Source organism: Abditibacteriota bacterium (assembly GCA_017552965.1).
In the GTDB taxonomy this organism is placed as follows: domain Bacteria; phylum Armatimonadota; class UBA5829; order UBA5829; family UBA5829; genus RGIG7931.
On sequence record JAFZNQ010000040.1, the window covers coordinates 1 to 18,201 of the forward strand.

Below are 18,201 nucleotides of genomic sequence, written 5' to 3' on the forward strand. Positions count from 1 at the left end.
ACCTGCCAACTGCACGGCCGCCGGCAACTACGCCAAGGTGCTGCACTATGACAAGCCCAACACGGACATGCTGAACCCGTGGCCGGTGAAGGACTCATAAATAAAAAAAACGCTCCCCGCAAGGGGAGCGATTTTTTAGTCTCTCTTGTTCTTGGTCTCGGTCTCGTATTTGATCCTCACCATATCATAGACCACGTCGGGGATCTCTATCCTGCCGAAGCTGCAGCTCTCCGGCTGGCCCGGCCCCGCGTATTTGGGGTCGCAGCAGAAGTGGTCGTCCCTGTATTTGTCTCTCTGGCTCTTGTCTCTCAGATCGGGTATCTCCACGGGCCGGTTGCCCTCCCAGGCGGACCGGTAGCCCAGAGTGCCTATCATGGTCATATCCAGACCCGTATAGACGTCTATGGCCTCCTCCCTGCCCTCTCTGTCCAGTATGCAGTCCAGAAAATGCTGCATGGTCCAGTAGTCGGAGCCTCCGTGGCCCTCGGTGGCCCGGGACAGCTCGTTTTCCTTGTCCGGCTTGGGCTCGTAGTAGTCGGCCTTGCCCGCGTCCTGTATCCAGGTGTGGAGCATGTTCTCCCGGGCGCCGAAGCGGTCGGACTCCATCTGGCCGTTGGTGCCGTACACACAGTACCATATGGATTCCATGGACCGGCGGTAGCCCCCCTGCAAAAACTTGCCGGTGGCGCCGTTCTCAAACTGCACGCACAGCATGGCGCCCTCTCCGGCCCGCTTGCCCGTGTATCTGGCGAACTTGTTGGGGGTGTCGAAGGCCACCACCTTCACCGGCCTCAGGCCCGTGATGGTGATGATGGGCCCCGCGGCGTGGGTGCAGTAAAAGGTGGCGGGGATCCAGTTGCGCCAGTGGTCTCTCTGGCCGTAGGTGATGAGATGCCTGATGGACTCGCCGTCGTGGACGTATTCCCCTTCGCCGTGCTGAAACTCGCCTATGTCTCCCCGGCGGTATATCTTTTTCATCTCGGCGGTGGAACGGAAGTAGCAGTAGTTTTCCGAATAGGTGTACACCTTGCCGGTCTCCTCCACTGCTTCCACCAGCTCCACGGCCTCTGCCATGGTCTCGCAGGCCAGCACCTCGCTGGTCACGTGCCGGCCGGACCTGAGGCACCTCACCGCATAGGGGGCGTGCTCCGTGGCGTAGTTGGCCAGCACCACCGCATCCATGTCATGCTCCAGAAACTTGTCAAAGTCCTCGTAGAGAGTCACCTTTTCGCCGTGCTTCTCCGCCAGCTGCCGGCAGCTTTCCAGGGCCGGCTTGAATTTGTCGCAGATGGCCACCAGCTCCGCGTCGGGATGCTGGCTCATGACTCCCACCATGGTGGAGCCTCTGCCGGCGCCGAAGACGCCGATCTTTACCTTTTTGCTCATGCTTTTCTCCGTAAGCTCCTAAAAGTTTTGTTATTTATATTATACCCTTTTTTCCGGGCAAATATATACAAAAGCCCCCGGGGGAGGCTTTTTTTTTGCATATATTTTCCGGCTTCCTATCTGCCCTGCCACTTTTCCCTGACGGCAGCGTAGGCTTCGTCCGGTATATTCGCATCACCGAAGGAGCAGGAGCAGGGAGGCTGCCCCGGAAGCCGGGCGAGAGCCGGGTCCGCGCAGAAGAAGTCGTTGCGGAACTGCTCCCTGTTGGCCCTGACCCTGAGATCCGGGCAGTCCATGGGGGCGTTGCCGCAGAAAAGGGACCTGAAGCCCAGGGTCCCGATCATGGTCATATCCACCGCCGTATAGACGTCTATGACCCGGTCTCCGCCCTCCCGGCCCAGTATGGCGTCCAGGAAATACTGCATGGTCCAGAAGTCGGAGCCCCCGTGGCCCTCGGTGGACCGGGACAGCTCGTTCTCTTCTTCAAACTCGGGCCTGTAGTATCTGGCCTCCTTTTTGTCATGGATCCAGGTATGGAGCATCTCCGCGTGATCGCCGAAGCGGTCGGTCTCCATCTGGCCGTTGGTGCCGTACAGGCAGAACCACAGGACGTTCTCCTGCCGCCTGTAGCCGCCAGTGAGGAATTTGCCGGTGCCGCCGTTCTCGAACTGGACGCACAGCATGCTGCCGTCCCCCTTGCGGGCAGTATAGGTCTGACCGAGCCTGTTGGGGTTCTCGTAGGCCGTCACCTTCACGGGACGCAGCCCGGTGATGGTAAGGATGGGGCCGGTGCCGTGGGTGCAGTAGAAGGTGGAGGGGACCCAGTTGCGCCAGTGGTTCCTCTCGCCGTAGGTGAGCAGGTGCCAGTCGGGCTCGCAGTCGTGGACGTATTCCCCTTCGCCGTGGAGGAACTCGCCTATATCCCCCCGGCGGTACAGCCTGCGCATCTCCCAGGTGGCCCGGAAATACGAACAGTTCTCGGCGTAGGTGTACACCCTGCCCGACTCCTCCACCGCCTCTATGAGCTCAACGGCCTCCGCCATATTCTGCATACACAGCACCTCGCTGGTCACGTGTCTGCCGGACCTGAGGCACTTCACCGCGTAGGGCGCGTGCTCCGTGGCGTAGTTGGCTATGACCACGGCGTCCATATCGTGCTCCAGGAACCTGTCAAAGTCCTCGTAGAGAGTCACTTTTTCGCCATGCTTCTCCGCCAGCTGCCGGCAGCTTTCCAGAGCCGGCTTGTATTTGTCGCATATGGCCACCAGCTCGGCGTCGGGATGCCGGCTCATGACCCCCACCATGGTGGAGCCCCGGCCTGCGCCGAAGACTCCGATCTTTACTTTTTTGCTCATGCTTGTCTCCGTCATTGAAAAACTGTATTATTAAAATTATACTCTTATTTATGGTAAATAAATGCACAGAACGCCCCCGGAGGGGCGTTTTTTCTGTCTTTTGCGCGGGCAGTCTTTTGTCCCGTCCTCCTGCCCTATTCCAGCAGGCCCAGCTTCCGGGCCTGCTTCATCAGGTCAAAGAGCTCGTCCGGGGTCACGGGCACGTAGTCGTCCCCCAGAGCCCGGACGCACTTCAGGATGGTCTCGGGGCTGCCGTACCAGTTGATGACGGCGGCGTGTATGAAGGCGGGACGCATGAGGGGCGTCTGCTGCCTGATCAGCTCCGCCTGCAGCTTGGACATGTCCGCTCCCTCCGCCGTGGGCGCCGGGGAGGTATAGACTGCCCGGGCCACGGGCACTCCGCGGGACACGAAATAGGCGGCCTCGCTCCGGGCAATGCCTATGGCGGGGCCGTAGTCTCCCAATATGCCTGTCAGCCAGGGCAGCACCCGGGCCCACCGGTCAAAGTCCCCTCTGGTCAGGGGCACGCTGCTGGTGTCGCCGAACTGCACCGTGGTCATGCCCAGCTTTTTCATATATTTCCCGGAGAGGCGGATGTATTCGTCCAGCAGCTTCTCGCTGTCGCCGTACAGGTCCCTGCCGTAGAGGGGCGGGGTGATAAGGCCTATACCGGGAAAGCATATAAAGCCGTCGGAGGGGGTGGCGGTCTCCAGATAGTATTCCACCACGTCGGGTATCAGCTCCGAGGCCACCGGGTTCAGGGTCCAGCCCATGGGCACCCGGCCCCTCATGGGGTTTTGCCACCATCGTTCGCCGGGCAGGGCGGTCTCCACGTACTGGATGTTGTCCCCGTCGGATATGTTGAAGCATATATACACCTTGGAGGGGTCCAGAGTCAGCTGCCGGGGGCTGTTGAGGGGCTTGTCCGGCTTGTGGAACTCCAGCCCCGCGTGAAAGGACAGATTCGGAGCCCCGGCGGTCACTATGAAGTACTTGCCCTTCTGGCTGCACACCCTCTGGAGATTGGGCTCGTTCAGCCACCCCGCCGGCTGCTCGCCGTAGCCGCCCCAGCAGCCCATCACCGGGGAATTGGCCTCCGTCTCGTCTATGAAGTCATAGCACATATCCTTTTCCTCCGGGGTCATCTCGGCGCCTATCCAGATGGGCAGTATCCTGTGGAGCACCAGATAGTCCCTCAGGGCCATATGCAGGGGATGTATGTGGCAGAGGGCGGTCTTGCAGGCCTTGTCCCACATCTTTTCCCGCACCCACTGCATGGCGGAAGCGGCGGTGAGATATTTGCCCCGGGTGTCCTCCGCCACCTCCAGGCCCAGCCTGCTGTTCAGGGCGGGGCTCACGGGGATGAGGCTGTTTTCGGCGCAATACAGGGTCAGGGCGTTCAGCTTGTAATAGTGGACCGGGTCGCTGCCCAGGTCGTCGTCATACAGCACGGCCCCCCTGTAAAAACGGGAGTATTTTTTGAAGAGAGCCGCCGGGTCCTCCGCCGGGGTGAACCGATAGCCCTTTTTCTCCAGATTCGCCACCCACATGGGCAGGTGCTCCGGACTGTGCCAGCTGGTGGGCTGATAGATGTATATCTGTCCTCCCTCCCGGGCCACCAGCCCCTGCAGCACGGTAAGAGCAAAGCGGAACTCCGTGTCCGAATACTCGTTGTCCACCAGATTGGCCAGGTCGGCGCTCAGCTTCGGAGCGGGAGTCACCGGGAACACCCGGTCCCTCTTTACCCAGCCCTTTTCCGTATAGGCGTGAGCCGCCGCGCAGACGAGGCTCAGCAAACACATTATCAACACAGCTCTTGTCATAGCGTATCCTCTTTCTTTGGAGATGTCCGGAATAAGTATAGCATTTATGGGGGGCTCTCTGCGCAAAATCCGCAAAAAAAACGCCTCCCGCCGCCGGGGTCATAGCCCTCCGGGGAGCCCCCGCGCCTGCCGAAAGTCACCTGATAAGGGGGACAAACGGGCATTACTTGTGATTTTCGACATTTTTCTTATTATTTTCAACATATCCGGCAAAAAACTGATTTAGCCCCCCAAAGTGTGCTATAATAGAGGTGAAAATTCTTAATAAGGAGAAGCAAGATGAAAAAAGGTTTCACCCTCATCGAACTCTTGGTTGTTATCGCAATCATAGCCATTCTTGCCGCCATCCTCTTCCCTGTATTTGCTCAGGCCAGAGAAAAGGCAAGACAGACTCAGTGCCTTTCCAACTTCAAGCAGCTGGGCACTGCATTCCAGATGTACGCATCGGACTGGGATGACTATCTTCCTTCGTCCTACGCGGCCATGTATCCTCACTTCAACAGCATCATGCCCGCCAGACAGCACGGCACCACCAATGCTTACAGCTTCGTGGCTCAGATGGCCGGCTACGCAGGCCACTACCTGATGACTGTGAATCAGCTGTATCCCTACGTGAAGAACTACGGTCTGTTCTTCTGCCCTTCCGACAAGCGCAAGCCTTCCAACCTGGGCAAGGGTATCGACGACTCGACCTCCTTCCTCTTCAGACACTGCCTGTGGTGGGACACCTATCATACCGACGTATCCTTCGGTATGTTTGCCAAGCCCAGCCAGTTCATGATCGCTCATGAAGGTTGGAGCTTCTTCCACACTCAGGGCGGCCTGGGCAACAACACCGGCAAGAAGCTGCCTATCCTCAACGCCTGCTATGCCGACTGCCATGCCAAGAGCTGGAAAGTCGAGCGCCAGATAGACCAGGGCGGCGGCGTCATCAACTACGATGCCAACTGGCCCAACGGTGTTGTGGAAGGTCACGTATGGGATGACTGGTGGTCCAGCACCTTCGCCGAGACTGCCTACGACCTGAACTAAAGCTATCGACAAAAAAGCGGCTTCGGCCGCTTTTTTTTCTTGACACGAGGAGATCCACCCATGCTCAGAACAACCGCCATCACAGTCATACTGTTTGTACTCACGACCCTCTCTCTTTTGGCAGCCCCTTCCGCCGCCCGGGAGGGAGACACGGTGCTCCTGACCGCCGGCAGCGCCCGGGTATCCCTGGACGCCCGCACCGCAGCCTTCACCGCCTTTGGCCCGGTCTCCGGCAGCTGGTTCGACGTCACCATAGAGGACAGGACCGGCATGGAGCCCTGGGAGTTTCACCGGGAAGGCAGCGTCTGCCATTTTGACGGCGTCACCCGGGGAGACAGGAACGGAGTGACTTACGCGCTGCCCGCCTCCGACCCGAAGGTGGAGCTGTCCCGGACGAAGAGCGAGGCCCGGGCGGACTTTGTCTTTGAGCTCAAGGGTATGCGCATCACCTGCTCCGTGTCCGTCAGTGAGGGGGAAGAGGGCTGCCGCTGCAGCGTCACCTCCGAAAGCCTTACCGGCGGGAGCCTCACGGACATCATAGACTTCAGGCTGAAGGACATGCAGGTCCCCGACGGCTGGTTTTTGTATCCTGAGATACTGGGCTGCCGCATCGCTCCCGGCGCCTTCAGGCCCGGGGAGATCAAGGAAGGCCCCTACCCCGGCTATATGTATATGCAGTGGATGGACTTTTACAACGACTCTCAGGGCGTGTATATGGCCACCGAGGACGACTACGGCTACATCAAGAAGATGTACGTGGGCCGGGATCCCGAGGGAGCGCCCTGCATGGGCTTTTCCTTCACGGGCTGCTGGGTGACGGAAAAGGGCGACAGCTTCACCACCCCTCCCCTGCGCATAGTGTGCCACGAGGGCGACTGGAAAAAGGGCGCGGATATCTACCGCCCCTGGATACGCCGGGTCATAGGCCCTCTCAACACTCCGCAGAAGATACTGGAGATGCCCACGGCTCTCTGCTGGCTGGAGCATCACGGCGCCACCAGCGACCTGGCGAAGACCTTTGAGCAGATACAGGCCTCTCCCGTCCACGCAGCCTACATCCCCAAGGCAGTGTGCCTGTCCATCCCCGAGGGCTGGGACGGCATCATGGGCGGCAGCCTAGACATCAAAAAGGCCTTTGACCGCATCAGGGAGCTGGGAGGCTCCTCCGCCCTCTTTACCTTTGACCGGGCCACCCTTATGGGCCGGCTGAACTTTGCGGACTACGCTCAGGACTGGGTCAACACCAAGCGCAACGGCAGTTGGGAGAACGCCTTCAACGACATGATGCCGGCTCCCTTCTCCCCCACCTTCAGGCAGCAGCGGGTGGATGAAGCGGTCCGCTGGGTGCGGGACTTCGGTCTGGACGAGCTGCACTATGACACCGAGGGCTCCTCGGCGGATTCCCCCACTGTGAATACGGGCATGGCGGGCGGTCCCTGCTACCGCACGGACATAGGCGCCCGGCCCAATGAGACGCCCCACTATTTCAAGCTCCTCTACAGGGACACCGTGGCGGCCTGCCGCCGCTACAACCCCGAGTTCACACTGCGGGCTGAGCACTGCGCGGACTTTTTCTATCCCGAGTTCGCGGCCTCGTCGGCCCACCAGTATCCCGCCCTTTTAAACGAGATGAGCAAATACAAGGCCGGCCGGGACTACTATCTCATGCCCGAAGTGTTCCGCTACACCCTGCCCGAATTCGCCCAGGTGCAGATGCCCGCCATCTCCAACTCCGAATTCTGGATGTATATGGGCGGCATGGGCTACGGCTTCCACGGAGGCGGCCCCAGCTGGGAATTTGACCCCTTCGTGCGGGACAACGAAAACAACAAGCTGGGAGGCCGCTACAAGTTCTACGACAGGGAATGGCGCCTCTACTGGGACTGGCGCGTAGGCTTCACGGAAGCCTCTCTGGAGGGCGAGACTGACACCGAGGTGTATTTTGACGCCGGCAAGGGCAGAGAGTACGCGGGCTTTGAGGCCCCGGTGACCGCCATTGCCAACAGGAGCAAGACGAGAGAGATCACCCTCATCGAAGCGAGAGACACCTCTATCATGGCCCCCAACGGCTCCGGCCTCCTCTACAGGGAAGCCCTGGGATCCGGGGACCAAAGGGGACCCTTTACCATAGATTTTCCCGTCACCCTGCCGCACCCCTCCTTTACCCTGCACACTCTGGAGGGCTCCTATCCCGTGAAGCCCACGGTGAAAAACGGCAGAGGCGCTCTGGAGCTCACGGGCCCCGGCTGCTGGGTCATAGAGGCCTGGGAGGGCCCCCACGTCAGCATGACCCTGCCCGAAGAGCAGGTGTGCGCCGGAGACGAATTCCCCATAGTCTTCGAGCTTGACCGGGCGGCAGCGGGCACTCTGGAGCTCACTCTGCCCGCCGGCTGGGAGCAGCCTGCCCCCGTCAGAGTCGCAGCGGGCGACGCCCGGAAGACCGTCACAGTCAAGACCCCGGCGGGCATATACGGCAGGAGCTATCCCGTCAAGGCCGTGTACAAGTTCGGCAAGAACAAATGCACCGCCGCCGGCCACGTGGCCGTGGCGGAGCCCTTCTCCGTCATCTACTCCATGGGAGACGAGGGCGGCGTAGTGCGGCAGGGCGCCCCCGGCGCCTTCCGCCTGAAGATAGTGAACAACACCCCCCGGGCAGCGGAGGTCACCCTGTCCGTGAAGGGCGGCGTCTCCCTGACCCGGAGCCTGAGCCTCGCAGCCATGCCCAAGGCGGAGCTGCTGTCGTCCGAAGGCGCTCTGTGGCGCTGGCTGGGCTACAACGGGGATGAGGACGAAGGCCCTCAGCCTCCCGTCCCCGCCTTCGCCGCCGTCATAGAGGAGGACTTCACCGCCGACCTGCCCGCCCGGGAGCCCTGGGTCATCAGAGCCGAGTCGGAGGGCGCCGTGATATTTGAAGAGACGGTGTATCCCCGCACCATAGTCATGGACCTGTCCGGTCCCTGGAAGATGTACGACATACCCAACCGCAAGGCCGCAAGCAACGGCCTGTGGGGCCACAACTATCTGGAGACCTGGTACGCTCAGGACGAAGCCTTTGACGGCAACTGGGAGGACATAGAGGCCCCCTGGGACCCCGAGGAAAAGACCACTGCCGACTACACGGTGTATCGCAAGCACGTGCTCATCCCCGCCGACTGGCAGGGCATGGACCTCTATTTCCATGCGGACAAGCTGGGCCAGCCCTGGAACGGCGGCACCCTCAATCTGGTGTTTGTCAACGGCTACCCCTGCGGCAGGCTCCATTTCAAGGGAGACGTGAAGATCAGCCCCTTTGTGAAATACGGGGCCTGGAACACCATCACCGTCTTCTCCCACATAGCCAAATGCCTCATAGGCCCCTCTCTGGTGGTGCGCTCTGTCCAAAAGCCCGAGCGCTTCCGGGAGGCGGACAGCTCCATGCCCGAAGGCCTCTTTGCCTATCTGGGCAACGGCATTTCCGGCAACGGGCTCACCAGCCCCAACCTGTGGGGCAAGCCCGGCAAGGGAGGCAGGATCTTTGACTACGAGGCCCCCGGCGAAGGCAAGTTCCTGTATATCAACGTGGCCGACGAAGTGGCCTATGACGTGGATGACGACTACGTCCTTACGGTGGAATATCTGGACGAGGGCACGGAAGAGTTTGGCGTGGGCTATGACTCCACCGACAAGTCTCAGACCCTCGAAGGCGCCTTTTCCGACGGCGGCCAGCAGCAAAAAACGGACACGGGCGAGTGGAAGACCGCCGACTTCCTCCTCAAAGGCTGCCGCTTTGCCAACCGGCAGCAGGGGAACTCGGACCTGCGGGTCTGCCCCATGGAGGGCTCCCTGACCATCCGCAGCGTGAGGCTGCAAAAAGCCGAGTGACGCCCATGTGACCTCTTCTCCGCCCCTCTCCCGGGAGGGGCGGATTTGTATTTGACCCCCCCTTTGTGCTATAATTTATATAGAAATCCATAGAGAGGAGGTGCATATATGGCCGACAAAAAAAGGCGTGACGTCCGCATCGAAAACCGCCGGGCGCATCACGAATACGCCATTTCGGAGACCTACGAAGCAGGGCTGGCCCTCAGCGGCTGCGAAGTCAAGTCCATACGCCTGGGCAACGCCAGTCTGGCAGAGAGCTTTTGCAAGTTCGAAGCGGGCGAGCTGTATATATTCGGCATGCATATCGCCCCCTACGAGCAGGGCAACATCTCCAACCCGGACCCGCTCCGGCAGCGGAAGCTGCTGCTGCACTCCGCCCAGCTGGCGAAGATCCGCCGCAGCACTCAGGAAAAGGGCTTTGCGGTGGTGCCGCTGAAAATATACTTCAAGCGCACCTACGCCAAGCTCCTCATAGGCATTGGCCAGGGCAAGCGGCTGTGGGACAAAAGGGAGACTCTGGCCAGAAAGGACGCGGAGCGGCAGATGGACCGGGCCCTGAAGGAAAGACGCAGATAAGGAGCATCATATGATACGGGTAGGAATAATAGGAGCGGCAGGCTATGCAGGCGCGGAGCTCATCAGATATCTGAGCCTCAACCCCCACGCTCGGATCACCATGCTGGTCAGCGATTCTTCGGACGGCAAGCCCATCTCGGAGGCTTATCCCTCCTTTTTGGGCCTGGAGCTGCCCCTGTGCGAAAAATACAGCATAGAGAGAGTGCGGTCGGAGTGCGACTTCGTGTTCACGGTCCGGGGCAACGGCGGAGCCATGGCCATAGCCCGGGAACTGCTGGACGCAGGCCTCAAAATGATAGACGTGCCCGCCGACTTTCGCCTGAAGGACCCGGCGGAGTTTCAGAAGTTTTACAAGATACCCCACACGGAGCCGGAGCTGCTGGCGGAAGCGGTGTATGCCGTGCCGGAGCTCCACAGAGAAGAGATACGAAAGGCCCGGCTGGTGGCCAATCCCGGCTGCTACGCCACCTGCTCCATCCTTTCCCTGGCTCCCCTGGCGGCGGGAGGCTATATAGACCTGAAGAGCGTCATAGTTGACGCCGCCTCCGGCGTGTCCGGCGCGGGCAGGAGCAAGCTGTCGGTGCCGGGGCTCTATGCCGAGACCAACGAGGGCTTCAAGGCCTACGGCGTCACCACCCACAGGCACACCCCCGAGATAGAGCAGGAGCTGCGGGTCCTGTCGGGCCGGGAGGCGGTCATATCCTTTACCCCCCATCTGGCCCCCATGAACAGGGGCATCCTGGCCACCTGCTACGCCACCTACACGGGCAAGACCCTCACCACAGAGGAGCTGAGGGAGATATACGCCGATTTTTACCGGGACGCCCGTTTCGTACAGGTGCTGCCCGCCGGCGAACAGCCCGTCACCAAAGCGGTCAGCGGCACCAACTACTGCCATATAGGGGTGGCCTCGGACATGCGCTGCAACAGGTGCATCGTCACGGGCGCCATAGACAACATGGGCAAGGGAGCCGCCGGACAGGCCATGCAGAACTTCAATCTCATGAACGGCCTGGACGAAGCGGCAGGCCTCATCATGCCCGCAGTATATCCCTGAGATACCCTTTCGGAGAGGCTTGCCCCCGGGCAAGTCTCTTTTTTCTTGCCAAAACCGCCTGTATCCTGTATAATGGAATTACATTCATTTCCGGAGATGCGTATGAATTATAAGACAGACCCCGTGATGAAGCCTTACAGCCGGGCAGCATACCGGTTCGGAGGCATTACCCGAGAGAGGCTGGACCTGCTGGTCGAGCGCTGGCTCCTGACCTGCTACACCGACAACCCCCAGCTGGTGCAGGTGTACCGGGACAGGCGCTTTGAGGACTATCATCCCCTGCTGCCCTGGAACGGCGAATTTGCCGGCAAGCTGATGACAGGCGGAGCCTTTTGCTACATGCTCACCGGCGACTCCCGGCTGCGGGAGGAGATGCTGCGGATAGCCTTTGACTACATGGGCACCATAGGCCCCGACGGCTACGGCGGCTGTATGCCCGCCTCCAAACGGCTCATCGGCTGGGACACCTGGGGCATGTATCACTGCGCCATGGGCCTCTATAAGTGGTATCAGATCACCGGCGACCGGCGGCTCCTGGAAGGGGCTCTGAAGATAGCCGACTACATGGTCCCCATATTCACGGACAGGGATATCGAGGTCAAGAAGCCCTACCGGTCCAATGAGCCCGGCAATACGGAGGTGGAGACCAGCCAGGCCTTTATGCACATCCTGCTGCTCCTCTGCCGCGAGACGGGAGAGCCCCGGTATATGGAGGCGGCCAGAGCCATTCTGGAGGACTTTTCCCTGCCCTACGCCGGCGACTACTACCGGAAGGCGCTGGAGGGCGTGGACTTTTACCGGATGCCCAAGCCCCGCTGGGAGAGCATGCACCCGGTGCAGGGACTGGCGGAGCTCTATTTCCTCACGGGAGACCCCTCCTACAAGGAAGCCTTTTGCCATATCTGGAAGAGCATCATCAGGACCGACGTGCACAACACGGGGGCCTTTTCCACTCTGGAGCAGGCGGTGGGCAACCCCTACGCCGAGGGAGCCATCGAGACCTGCTGCGCGGTGGCCTTTGCCTGCGTGACCATAGACTATTTCCGCATGACCGGAGACCCTCTGGCCGCCGACTGGCTGGAAATCATGCACACCAACGCCCTGCTGGGCTGCCAGCACCCCGGAGGCCACTGGTTCACCTACAACACCCCCATGGACGGTGTGCGCAAGTCCTCCTACACCGACATAGCCTTTCAGGGCCGGGAGGGAGCTCCCGATCTGAACTGCTGCTCGGTGAACGCCCCCAGAGGCATCGCCAACCCCGCCGAGTGGGCCTTTACCGAAAGATACTGGATGGAATACTGCGTCAACTGGTACGGCCCCGTCAGCGCCTCCCTGCTGGGGGGCAGGTGGCAGATAGACATAGAGTCGGACTACCCCTTTGACCCCCGGGTGCGCCTGCGCATACAGTGCATCGACGCCCGCAGGGACATACTCTATTTCCGCATACCCGCCTGGTCGGAGCGCACCCGCTTTGTCATAGACGGAGAAGAGCGGGAGGTGACGGCCGGCTCCTATCACAAGGAAAAGAGGGACTGGTCCCGGGGAGTCACCATAGACATAGAATTCGATTTTTCGCTGTGGCAGTGGACCGGCGAGAAGGAAAAGGAGGGTCTGGTGAGCCTGTACAGAGGCCCGGTGCTCCTGGCCTATGACGACCGGTTCAACACGGTCCGGGCGGAAGAGGCGGCTGCGGTCACCATCACCCCCGGCGAGCCTGAGAGGCTGCCGGAGGGAGGCCTGGCCTTTGCTTCGGACAAGGGCCCCGTGATCCTCACGGATTTTGCCCGGGCGGGTAGCGCCGGCACCAAATATGCCACCTGGCTCAGGACGGCCCGCCCCGTCAGAGATATAGCGTCAAAATTGAGAGGTGTGTGATGATGGACAAGCTGATACTGATGCTGCTTTTGAGCCTGCTGGTCTGCGGAGGCGCCCTGGCCCAGAAGATGCAGAGAGCCGAATGGATGTCGGGCCGCTACGGCATGATGACCCATTGGTTCGTGTATACGCCGGAGGGGACCGCCGCCGAAAAGACCGCCTATTTTGACCGGCGCATCAACGACTTTGACATAGACGGCTACCTGAAGCAGTTTGACGAGTCGGGAGCCCAATGGCTGTGCTTTACCCTGTGCCAGAACAACGGCTACTGGAACACCCGGTCGGAATATCTGGAAAAATATCTGCCCGGCCACATACCCCAGAAGGACCTGGCCCTGGAGATAGCCCGGCGGGTGAAGAAAAGGGGCAAACGCTTTTTGCTGTATATAGCAGGCTCCCCGGTGGACTTCCCGGCCCATTCCATGGAGGCGGCCTCCGCCTTTGGCTGGGAGCCGGGCACCGACATCTCGGAAGCGCCGGAATTTGAAGCCCGGTGGCTGGATTATCTGGCCTCTCTCTCCCGGCATTTCGGCACCCTGTGCGACGGCTGGTGGATAGACGGCCTGTATCCCCACGTGCACAAGGGCAAGTGGCATTTTGACCGGTGGCAGGAAGCCCTGCGGGCAGGCAATCCCCGGAGCGCCGTGGCCCTGTCGGACGCCGGCTTTTGCGTGGGCAAGCTGACCAACCTGTGCCCCGGCAACGACTATTTCGCCGGAGAGACCCACCTCATAGAGGACGGCAATATACGCATAGACAACATGATAGGCGGCGCCGACTCCTACGGCGAGGGCAAGCTGTTCCATCTGGTGGATGGCAAGGCCCGCCGGGAGGGCGTGGACCCGGCCTTCTTCACCCCCGCCTCGAAATATATAGACGGGACGCAGCTCCACTGCCTCATGGCTCTGGACCTGCCCTTCAGCCCCATGCCCACGGAATGGGTGTCCTACCCCCGGGAGGAGCTGCTGAAATTTGTGCGCAATATGACCCGGGTGGGCGGCGCCGTGACCATCAACGTGCCCATCGACGACAACGGGCACATACCTCAGGGGAGCATAGACAAGCTGTCCTTTTTGTCGGACAATCTCGTCGATACCCGCGAGCCTGCCGGAGAGCGCAGAGCAGAGTGGATGGCGGGAGGCTACGGCCTCATGAACCACTGGTTCATGTATCCGGACCTGGAGAAGCCCCAGGGGACCCAGGCGGAAAAGAAGGCCTGGTTCGACAGCATGGTGAACGCTTTTGACGTGGAGGGCTACATGCGGCAGTTTGACGAGTCCGGCGCCGACTGGCTGTGCTTTACCCTGTCCCAGAGCAACGGCTGGTGGAACACCCGCTGCTCCTACTTTGAGAAGTATATGCCGGACCAGATGCCCGACAGGGACCTGGCCCTGGAGATAGCCAAGCAGGTCAAGAAGAGAGGCAAGCATTTCATACTGTATATCGCCGGCAACCCTCTGGGCATCGATCAGTTTTCACCCAAGGCCGCCCGGATATTCGGCTGGGACCCGGACACGGAGCTCACCGAATGCGAGGAGTTTGAGCCCCGGTGGCTGGAATACATCGCCTCTCTGTCGGAGCACTTCGGCACCCTGTGCGACGGCTGGTGGATAGACGGCCTTTACGAAAACGTCCACAAGGGCAAGTGGCACTTTGACAAGTGGTTCGAGGCCTTCCGGAAGGGCAACCCCCGGAGCGCCGTGGCCCTGTCCGACGCCGGCTTCTGCGTAGGCATCCTGACCAACCTGTGCCCCGGCAACGACTACTTTGCCGGAGAGACCCACCTCATAGAGGACGGCTGCATCCGCATAGACCCCCTGATCCTGTATCCGGAGGACTACGGCGAGGGCAAGCCCATACATCTGGAGGAGGGCAAGGTGCGCCTGACGGGCCAGAGGCCCCGGTTCTTTTTCCCTGCCTGCCAATACATAGACGGCACGCAGCTCCACAGCCTGCTGGCCCTGGACCAGCCCTTTTCGTCGCTGCCCACAGCATGGGTGTCCCACTCCCCGGAGGAGCTGCTGAAATTCGTGCAGAACATGAAGAACGCCCGGGGCGCCGTGACCATCAATCTGCCCATAGAAAACAACGGGCACATCCCGCAGAAAAGTCTGGACAAGCTGATATATCTGAAAGAACATCTGAAATGAGGAACCCTGTATGAAAGTAGTGTGCGGCCCGTATTCCGCGGGCGACGGCTGCCCCCTCCTGCTCATAGCGGGACCCTGCGTCATCGAAAGCCGGGACCTGTGCCGGCAGGTGGCAGCCGAGACAAAAGAGATATGCTCCGAGCTGGGCATCAATTATTGCTTCAAGGCCTCCTTTGACAAGGCCAACCGCACCTCGGTGGAGTCCTTCAGGGGCCCCGGGCTGGAAAAAGGACTGGAGATACTCATGGGCATCAAGGAAGAATACGGCCTGCCCATAGTCACCGACATCCACGAAGCCTGGCAGGCGGAGCCCGTGAGCCGGGTGGCGGACGTGATACAGATACCCGCCTTTTTGTGCCGGCAGACGGACCTGATAGTGGCCGCCGCAGCCACAGGTAAATGCGTGAACATCAAAAAGGGCCAATTTGTGGCCCCCTGGGATATGAAAAACTCTCTGGGAAAGGCCCGGAGCGCCGGCAATGAGAACATCATGCTCACAGAGCGGGGCTCCTCCTTCGGCTACAACACCCTGGTGGTGGATATGACAGGCATACCGGCCATGAGGGCCCTGGGAGCCCCGGTGATCATAGACGCCACCCACTCGGTGCAAAAGCCCGGCGGGCTGGGCAACGCCTCCGGCGGCGCCCGGGAATACATCCCCACCCTGCTCCTGGCGGCCATGGCCGCCGGCGCCGACGGCATATTCATGGAGATACACCCGCAGCCCGAAAAGGGCCTGTGCGACGCCGCCTGCATGTTCCCCCTGCCGGGGCTGAAGGAGCTGCTGGCAAAGGCAGTCAAAGTCCGGGAAGCGATCCGCTGACGCTTCGCGTCCTCCCGGCGCCCGTGTCATTACCCGCCGTCATCTCGCGCCATTGGCGAAGCCAAGGACGCTCAGAGATCTACGGGGGCACCGACGGCTGAAAGCCGTTGGGGGTCCACGCGGCGACAAGAGCGCTTTGTCCCGTTTGTTCAAAACGTCATCTCGGCGACAAGCCGTCAGGCTTGGCGGTAAGAGATCTCCTTCAAACGAACCGCGAGCCCCTGCCATGAACAAGCCCGACGGGACAAAGCCCCCCGCGCCATCACTCCGCCGTCATCCCGCGCCCGTGTCATGACCAACCCCCGCGTCATCTCTGCGCAAACGGCAAAAAGCCCTCCCGCGTCATCTCGGCCCAACTTCGGGGTCCCCGAAAAATCGCAGATTTTTTGGGGTGAGAAATCGCATATGTGTAATGCGTCAGCATTACGCGATTTGGGGTAAGAGATCTCTGGAGGGGCCCGTTTGCCCTTACATTGCTCCGTCGGAGACGGAGGGGCATTCTCTGGGGCCCCTGCAAAATCGAATAGATTTTGTGGGGTTAGAAACGGGAGGACCCAGGCAGGGAGGGCAAGGACAAAGCCCAGAACTGGCCGTAAAGCGGGGCAACGTTTTCCACGGCGGCAGGCATGATCCATACCCGTGTATTGCCGACAGTCTGAAGGGGATCTCTTACCGCCCGTCACTTTGTTCCGGGCGCCGAGATGACATCTTTTTTGACCGCCGGGATGACGCTTCTTACCGCGGCACCTTATTTGACGGGGCAAAACCGCAGTTGCGGGGGATGAAAACGCAAAAAATGCGATTTCATCCCCCGCAACTCACAAATTACCCCCTCTGCTTGCAAAATACCCCCTCAACCGTGTATAATATAATTGTTTGGGAGGCGCCTTATGGACATTGATATACGGACCGATTTGTACAAGAGAGAAAAATACCTCAGCAGGATCAGGGGGTTTTATCACGAATGCGAGATCATCAAGGTGCTGACTGGCGTCAGAAGGTGCGGCAAAAGCTCGGTCATGAATCTCATTTGCGCCGAGCTGCTCGAAAGCGGCGTCAGCAAGGACAACATCCTCTATCTCAACCTTGACAAGCGGCCGCTGCGGCACATTGATACAGCCGGCGCTCTTGACGCTCTTGTCGCCGAACACGCCGGGGGAAAGGGCACAAAATACCTGTTCATAGACGAAGTTCAGAACGTGAAGGGTTTTGAACAGGTGATCAACGCCTGGCGCGAGGAAGGAGATTTTTCCATATTCATCACCGGCTCCAACTCGTATCTGCTGTCCGGAGAGCTGACCACCAGGCTGACGGGCAGATATATCGAATGTGGCATTCTGCCGCTGTCCTTTGACGAATACCTCTCGTTCAAAGACTTTTTCGGCCTGCAGGTCTCCCGTGACCTGACCGCCGAGCTGCGCAATTTCATCTATGAAGGCGGCTTTCCTTACGCGGTCAGGCTCAGCTCACTCAATGACAAAAGGACCTACGTTCAGAGCCTTATAGGCGAGATATTCGACAAGGACATCAGACGGAGAGTGAAAATACAGAACAGAGCCGCCTTTGACAGCGTGATGAAATACGTCATCAACAACTTTGGCTGCGAGATGAGCATCGGCAATATCGCCGAGGGACTGGAGAAAAACGGCCTCCGCATCAAAAGAGAGACCGTCAGCAGGTATATCAATGCTCTCACCGGCGCAAAGATCCTGATGCCCTGCGACAGATTTGACATGAAGAGCAGAAGATCCCTCGGAGGCAACAAAAAATACTACCTGGCCGACCTGTCTTTATATTTTGCCCTCAACACAGACAACCGCATAAACTACGGGCCCGTGCTGGAAAACATTGTGTACTGCTACGCCGCAGGTATGGACTACATGATCAGCACCGGAAGAATAGGACCGCTGGAGTGCGACTTTGTGATGAGGGACAATGAGATGAATTATTCCTACGTGCAAGTGGCATACACCATAGCGGACAGCAAAGACACGGAAGAACGGGAATACAGAGCCCTGGAAAGCATCGCCAGAGACAAATACCCCCGGTACCTGCTGACCTGCGACCGGCTGACCCAGCGCAGAAACGGCGTCATACACGCCAGCCTGACAGACTTTATCGCGGCAGGCCGCCGCTTTTAACCGCAACAACCCCGTCACTTCGGCGACAAGAGCGCTTTGTCCCGTTTGTTCAAAACGTCATCTCGGCGACAAGCCGTCAGGCTTGGCGGTAAGAGATCTCCTTCAAACGAACCGCGAGC

Annotated in this window: 10 protein-coding genes and 1 pseudogene; 8 read left to right on the top strand and 3 right to left on the bottom strand. The window is 60.0% G+C overall.

The features are described 5' to 3' along the window. Positions 1 to 135: 135 nt before the first annotated feature. The 3 genes from IK083_04415 to IK083_04425 all read right to left on the bottom strand — a co-directional run bounded on the left by IK083_04415 (position 136) and on the right by IK083_04425 (position 4,564). Positions 136 to 1,386 (bottom strand): Gfo/Idh/MocA family oxidoreductase, encoded by a 1,251-nt coding sequence (locus IK083_04415; protein ID MBR4748800.1) that lies wholly within the window; start codon positions 1,384 to 1,386, stop codon positions 136 to 138. A 116-nt stretch (positions 1,387 to 1,502) separates the two neighbouring features. Beyond that, the gene (locus IK083_04420; GenBank protein ID MBR4748801.1) at positions 1,503 to 2,741 is read right to left on the bottom strand and encodes a Gfo/Idh/MocA family oxidoreductase; all 1,239 of its coding nucleotides are present in this window, start codon (positions 2,739 to 2,741) and stop codon (positions 1,503 to 1,505) included. Positions 2,742 to 2,875: 134 nt separating this feature from the next. Further along, the gene (locus tag IK083_04425; protein ID MBR4748802.1) at positions 2,876 to 4,564 is read right to left on the bottom strand and encodes a hypothetical protein; all 1,689 of its coding nucleotides are present in this window, start codon (positions 4,562 to 4,564) and stop codon (positions 2,876 to 2,878) included. Between the two features lie 279 nt (positions 4,565 to 4,843). Here IK083_04425 and IK083_04430 point away from each other — a divergent pair. From IK083_04430 to IK083_04465, 8 genes and pseudogenes are all read left to right on the top strand, one after another. Next, positions 4,844 to 5,023 (top strand): annotated as a pseudogene (locus IK083_04430) (prepilin-type N-terminal cleavage/methylation domain-containing protein). A 633-nt stretch (positions 5,024 to 5,656) separates the two neighbouring features. Then, complete coding sequence (locus IK083_04435) at positions 5,657 to 9,457, top strand: hypothetical protein (protein MBR4748803.1); 3,801 nt, start codon at positions 5,657 to 5,659, stop codon at positions 9,455 to 9,457. 108 nt (positions 9,458 to 9,565) lie between these two features. Beyond that, positions 9,566 to 10,033, top strand: a complete 468-nt coding sequence (smpB, locus tag IK083_04440; GenBank protein ID MBR4748804.1) for an SsrA-binding protein SmpB — start codon at positions 9,566 to 9,568, stop codon at positions 10,031 to 10,033. A 10-nt stretch (positions 10,034 to 10,043) separates the two neighbouring features. Further along, positions 10,044 to 11,090 carry an N-acetyl-gamma-glutamyl-phosphate reductase gene (locus IK083_04445; GenBank protein ID MBR4748805.1) on the top strand — a complete coding sequence of 349 codons (1,047 nt, stop codon included), beginning with the start codon at positions 10,044 to 10,046 and terminating at the stop codon, positions 11,088 to 11,090. Between the two features lie 102 nt (positions 11,091 to 11,192). Then, entirely contained in the window at positions 11,193 to 12,968 is a 1,776-nt protein-coding gene (locus IK083_04450) for a glycoside hydrolase family 127 protein (GenBank protein ID MBR4748806.1), read from the top strand. After that, the gene (locus tag IK083_04455) at positions 12,968 to 15,118 is read left to right on the top strand and encodes an alpha-L-fucosidase (GenBank protein MBR4748807.1); all 2,151 of its coding nucleotides are present in this window, start codon (positions 12,968 to 12,970) and stop codon (positions 15,116 to 15,118) included. The genes IK083_04450 and IK083_04455 overlap by 1 nt, the downstream gene beginning before the upstream one ends. Positions 15,119 to 15,128: 10 nt before the next feature. Next, on the top strand, positions 15,129 to 15,941 hold the full coding sequence (kdsA, locus tag IK083_04460) for a 3-deoxy-8-phosphooctulonate synthase (protein MBR4748808.1): 813 nt from the start codon (positions 15,129 to 15,131) through the stop codon (positions 15,939 to 15,941). A gap of 890 nt (positions 15,942 to 16,831) precedes the next feature. Continuing rightward, entirely contained in the window at positions 16,832 to 18,082 is a 1,251-nt protein-coding gene (locus IK083_04465; GenBank protein ID MBR4748809.1) for an ATP-binding protein, read from the top strand. Positions 18,083 to 18,201: the final 119 nt, after the last annotated feature.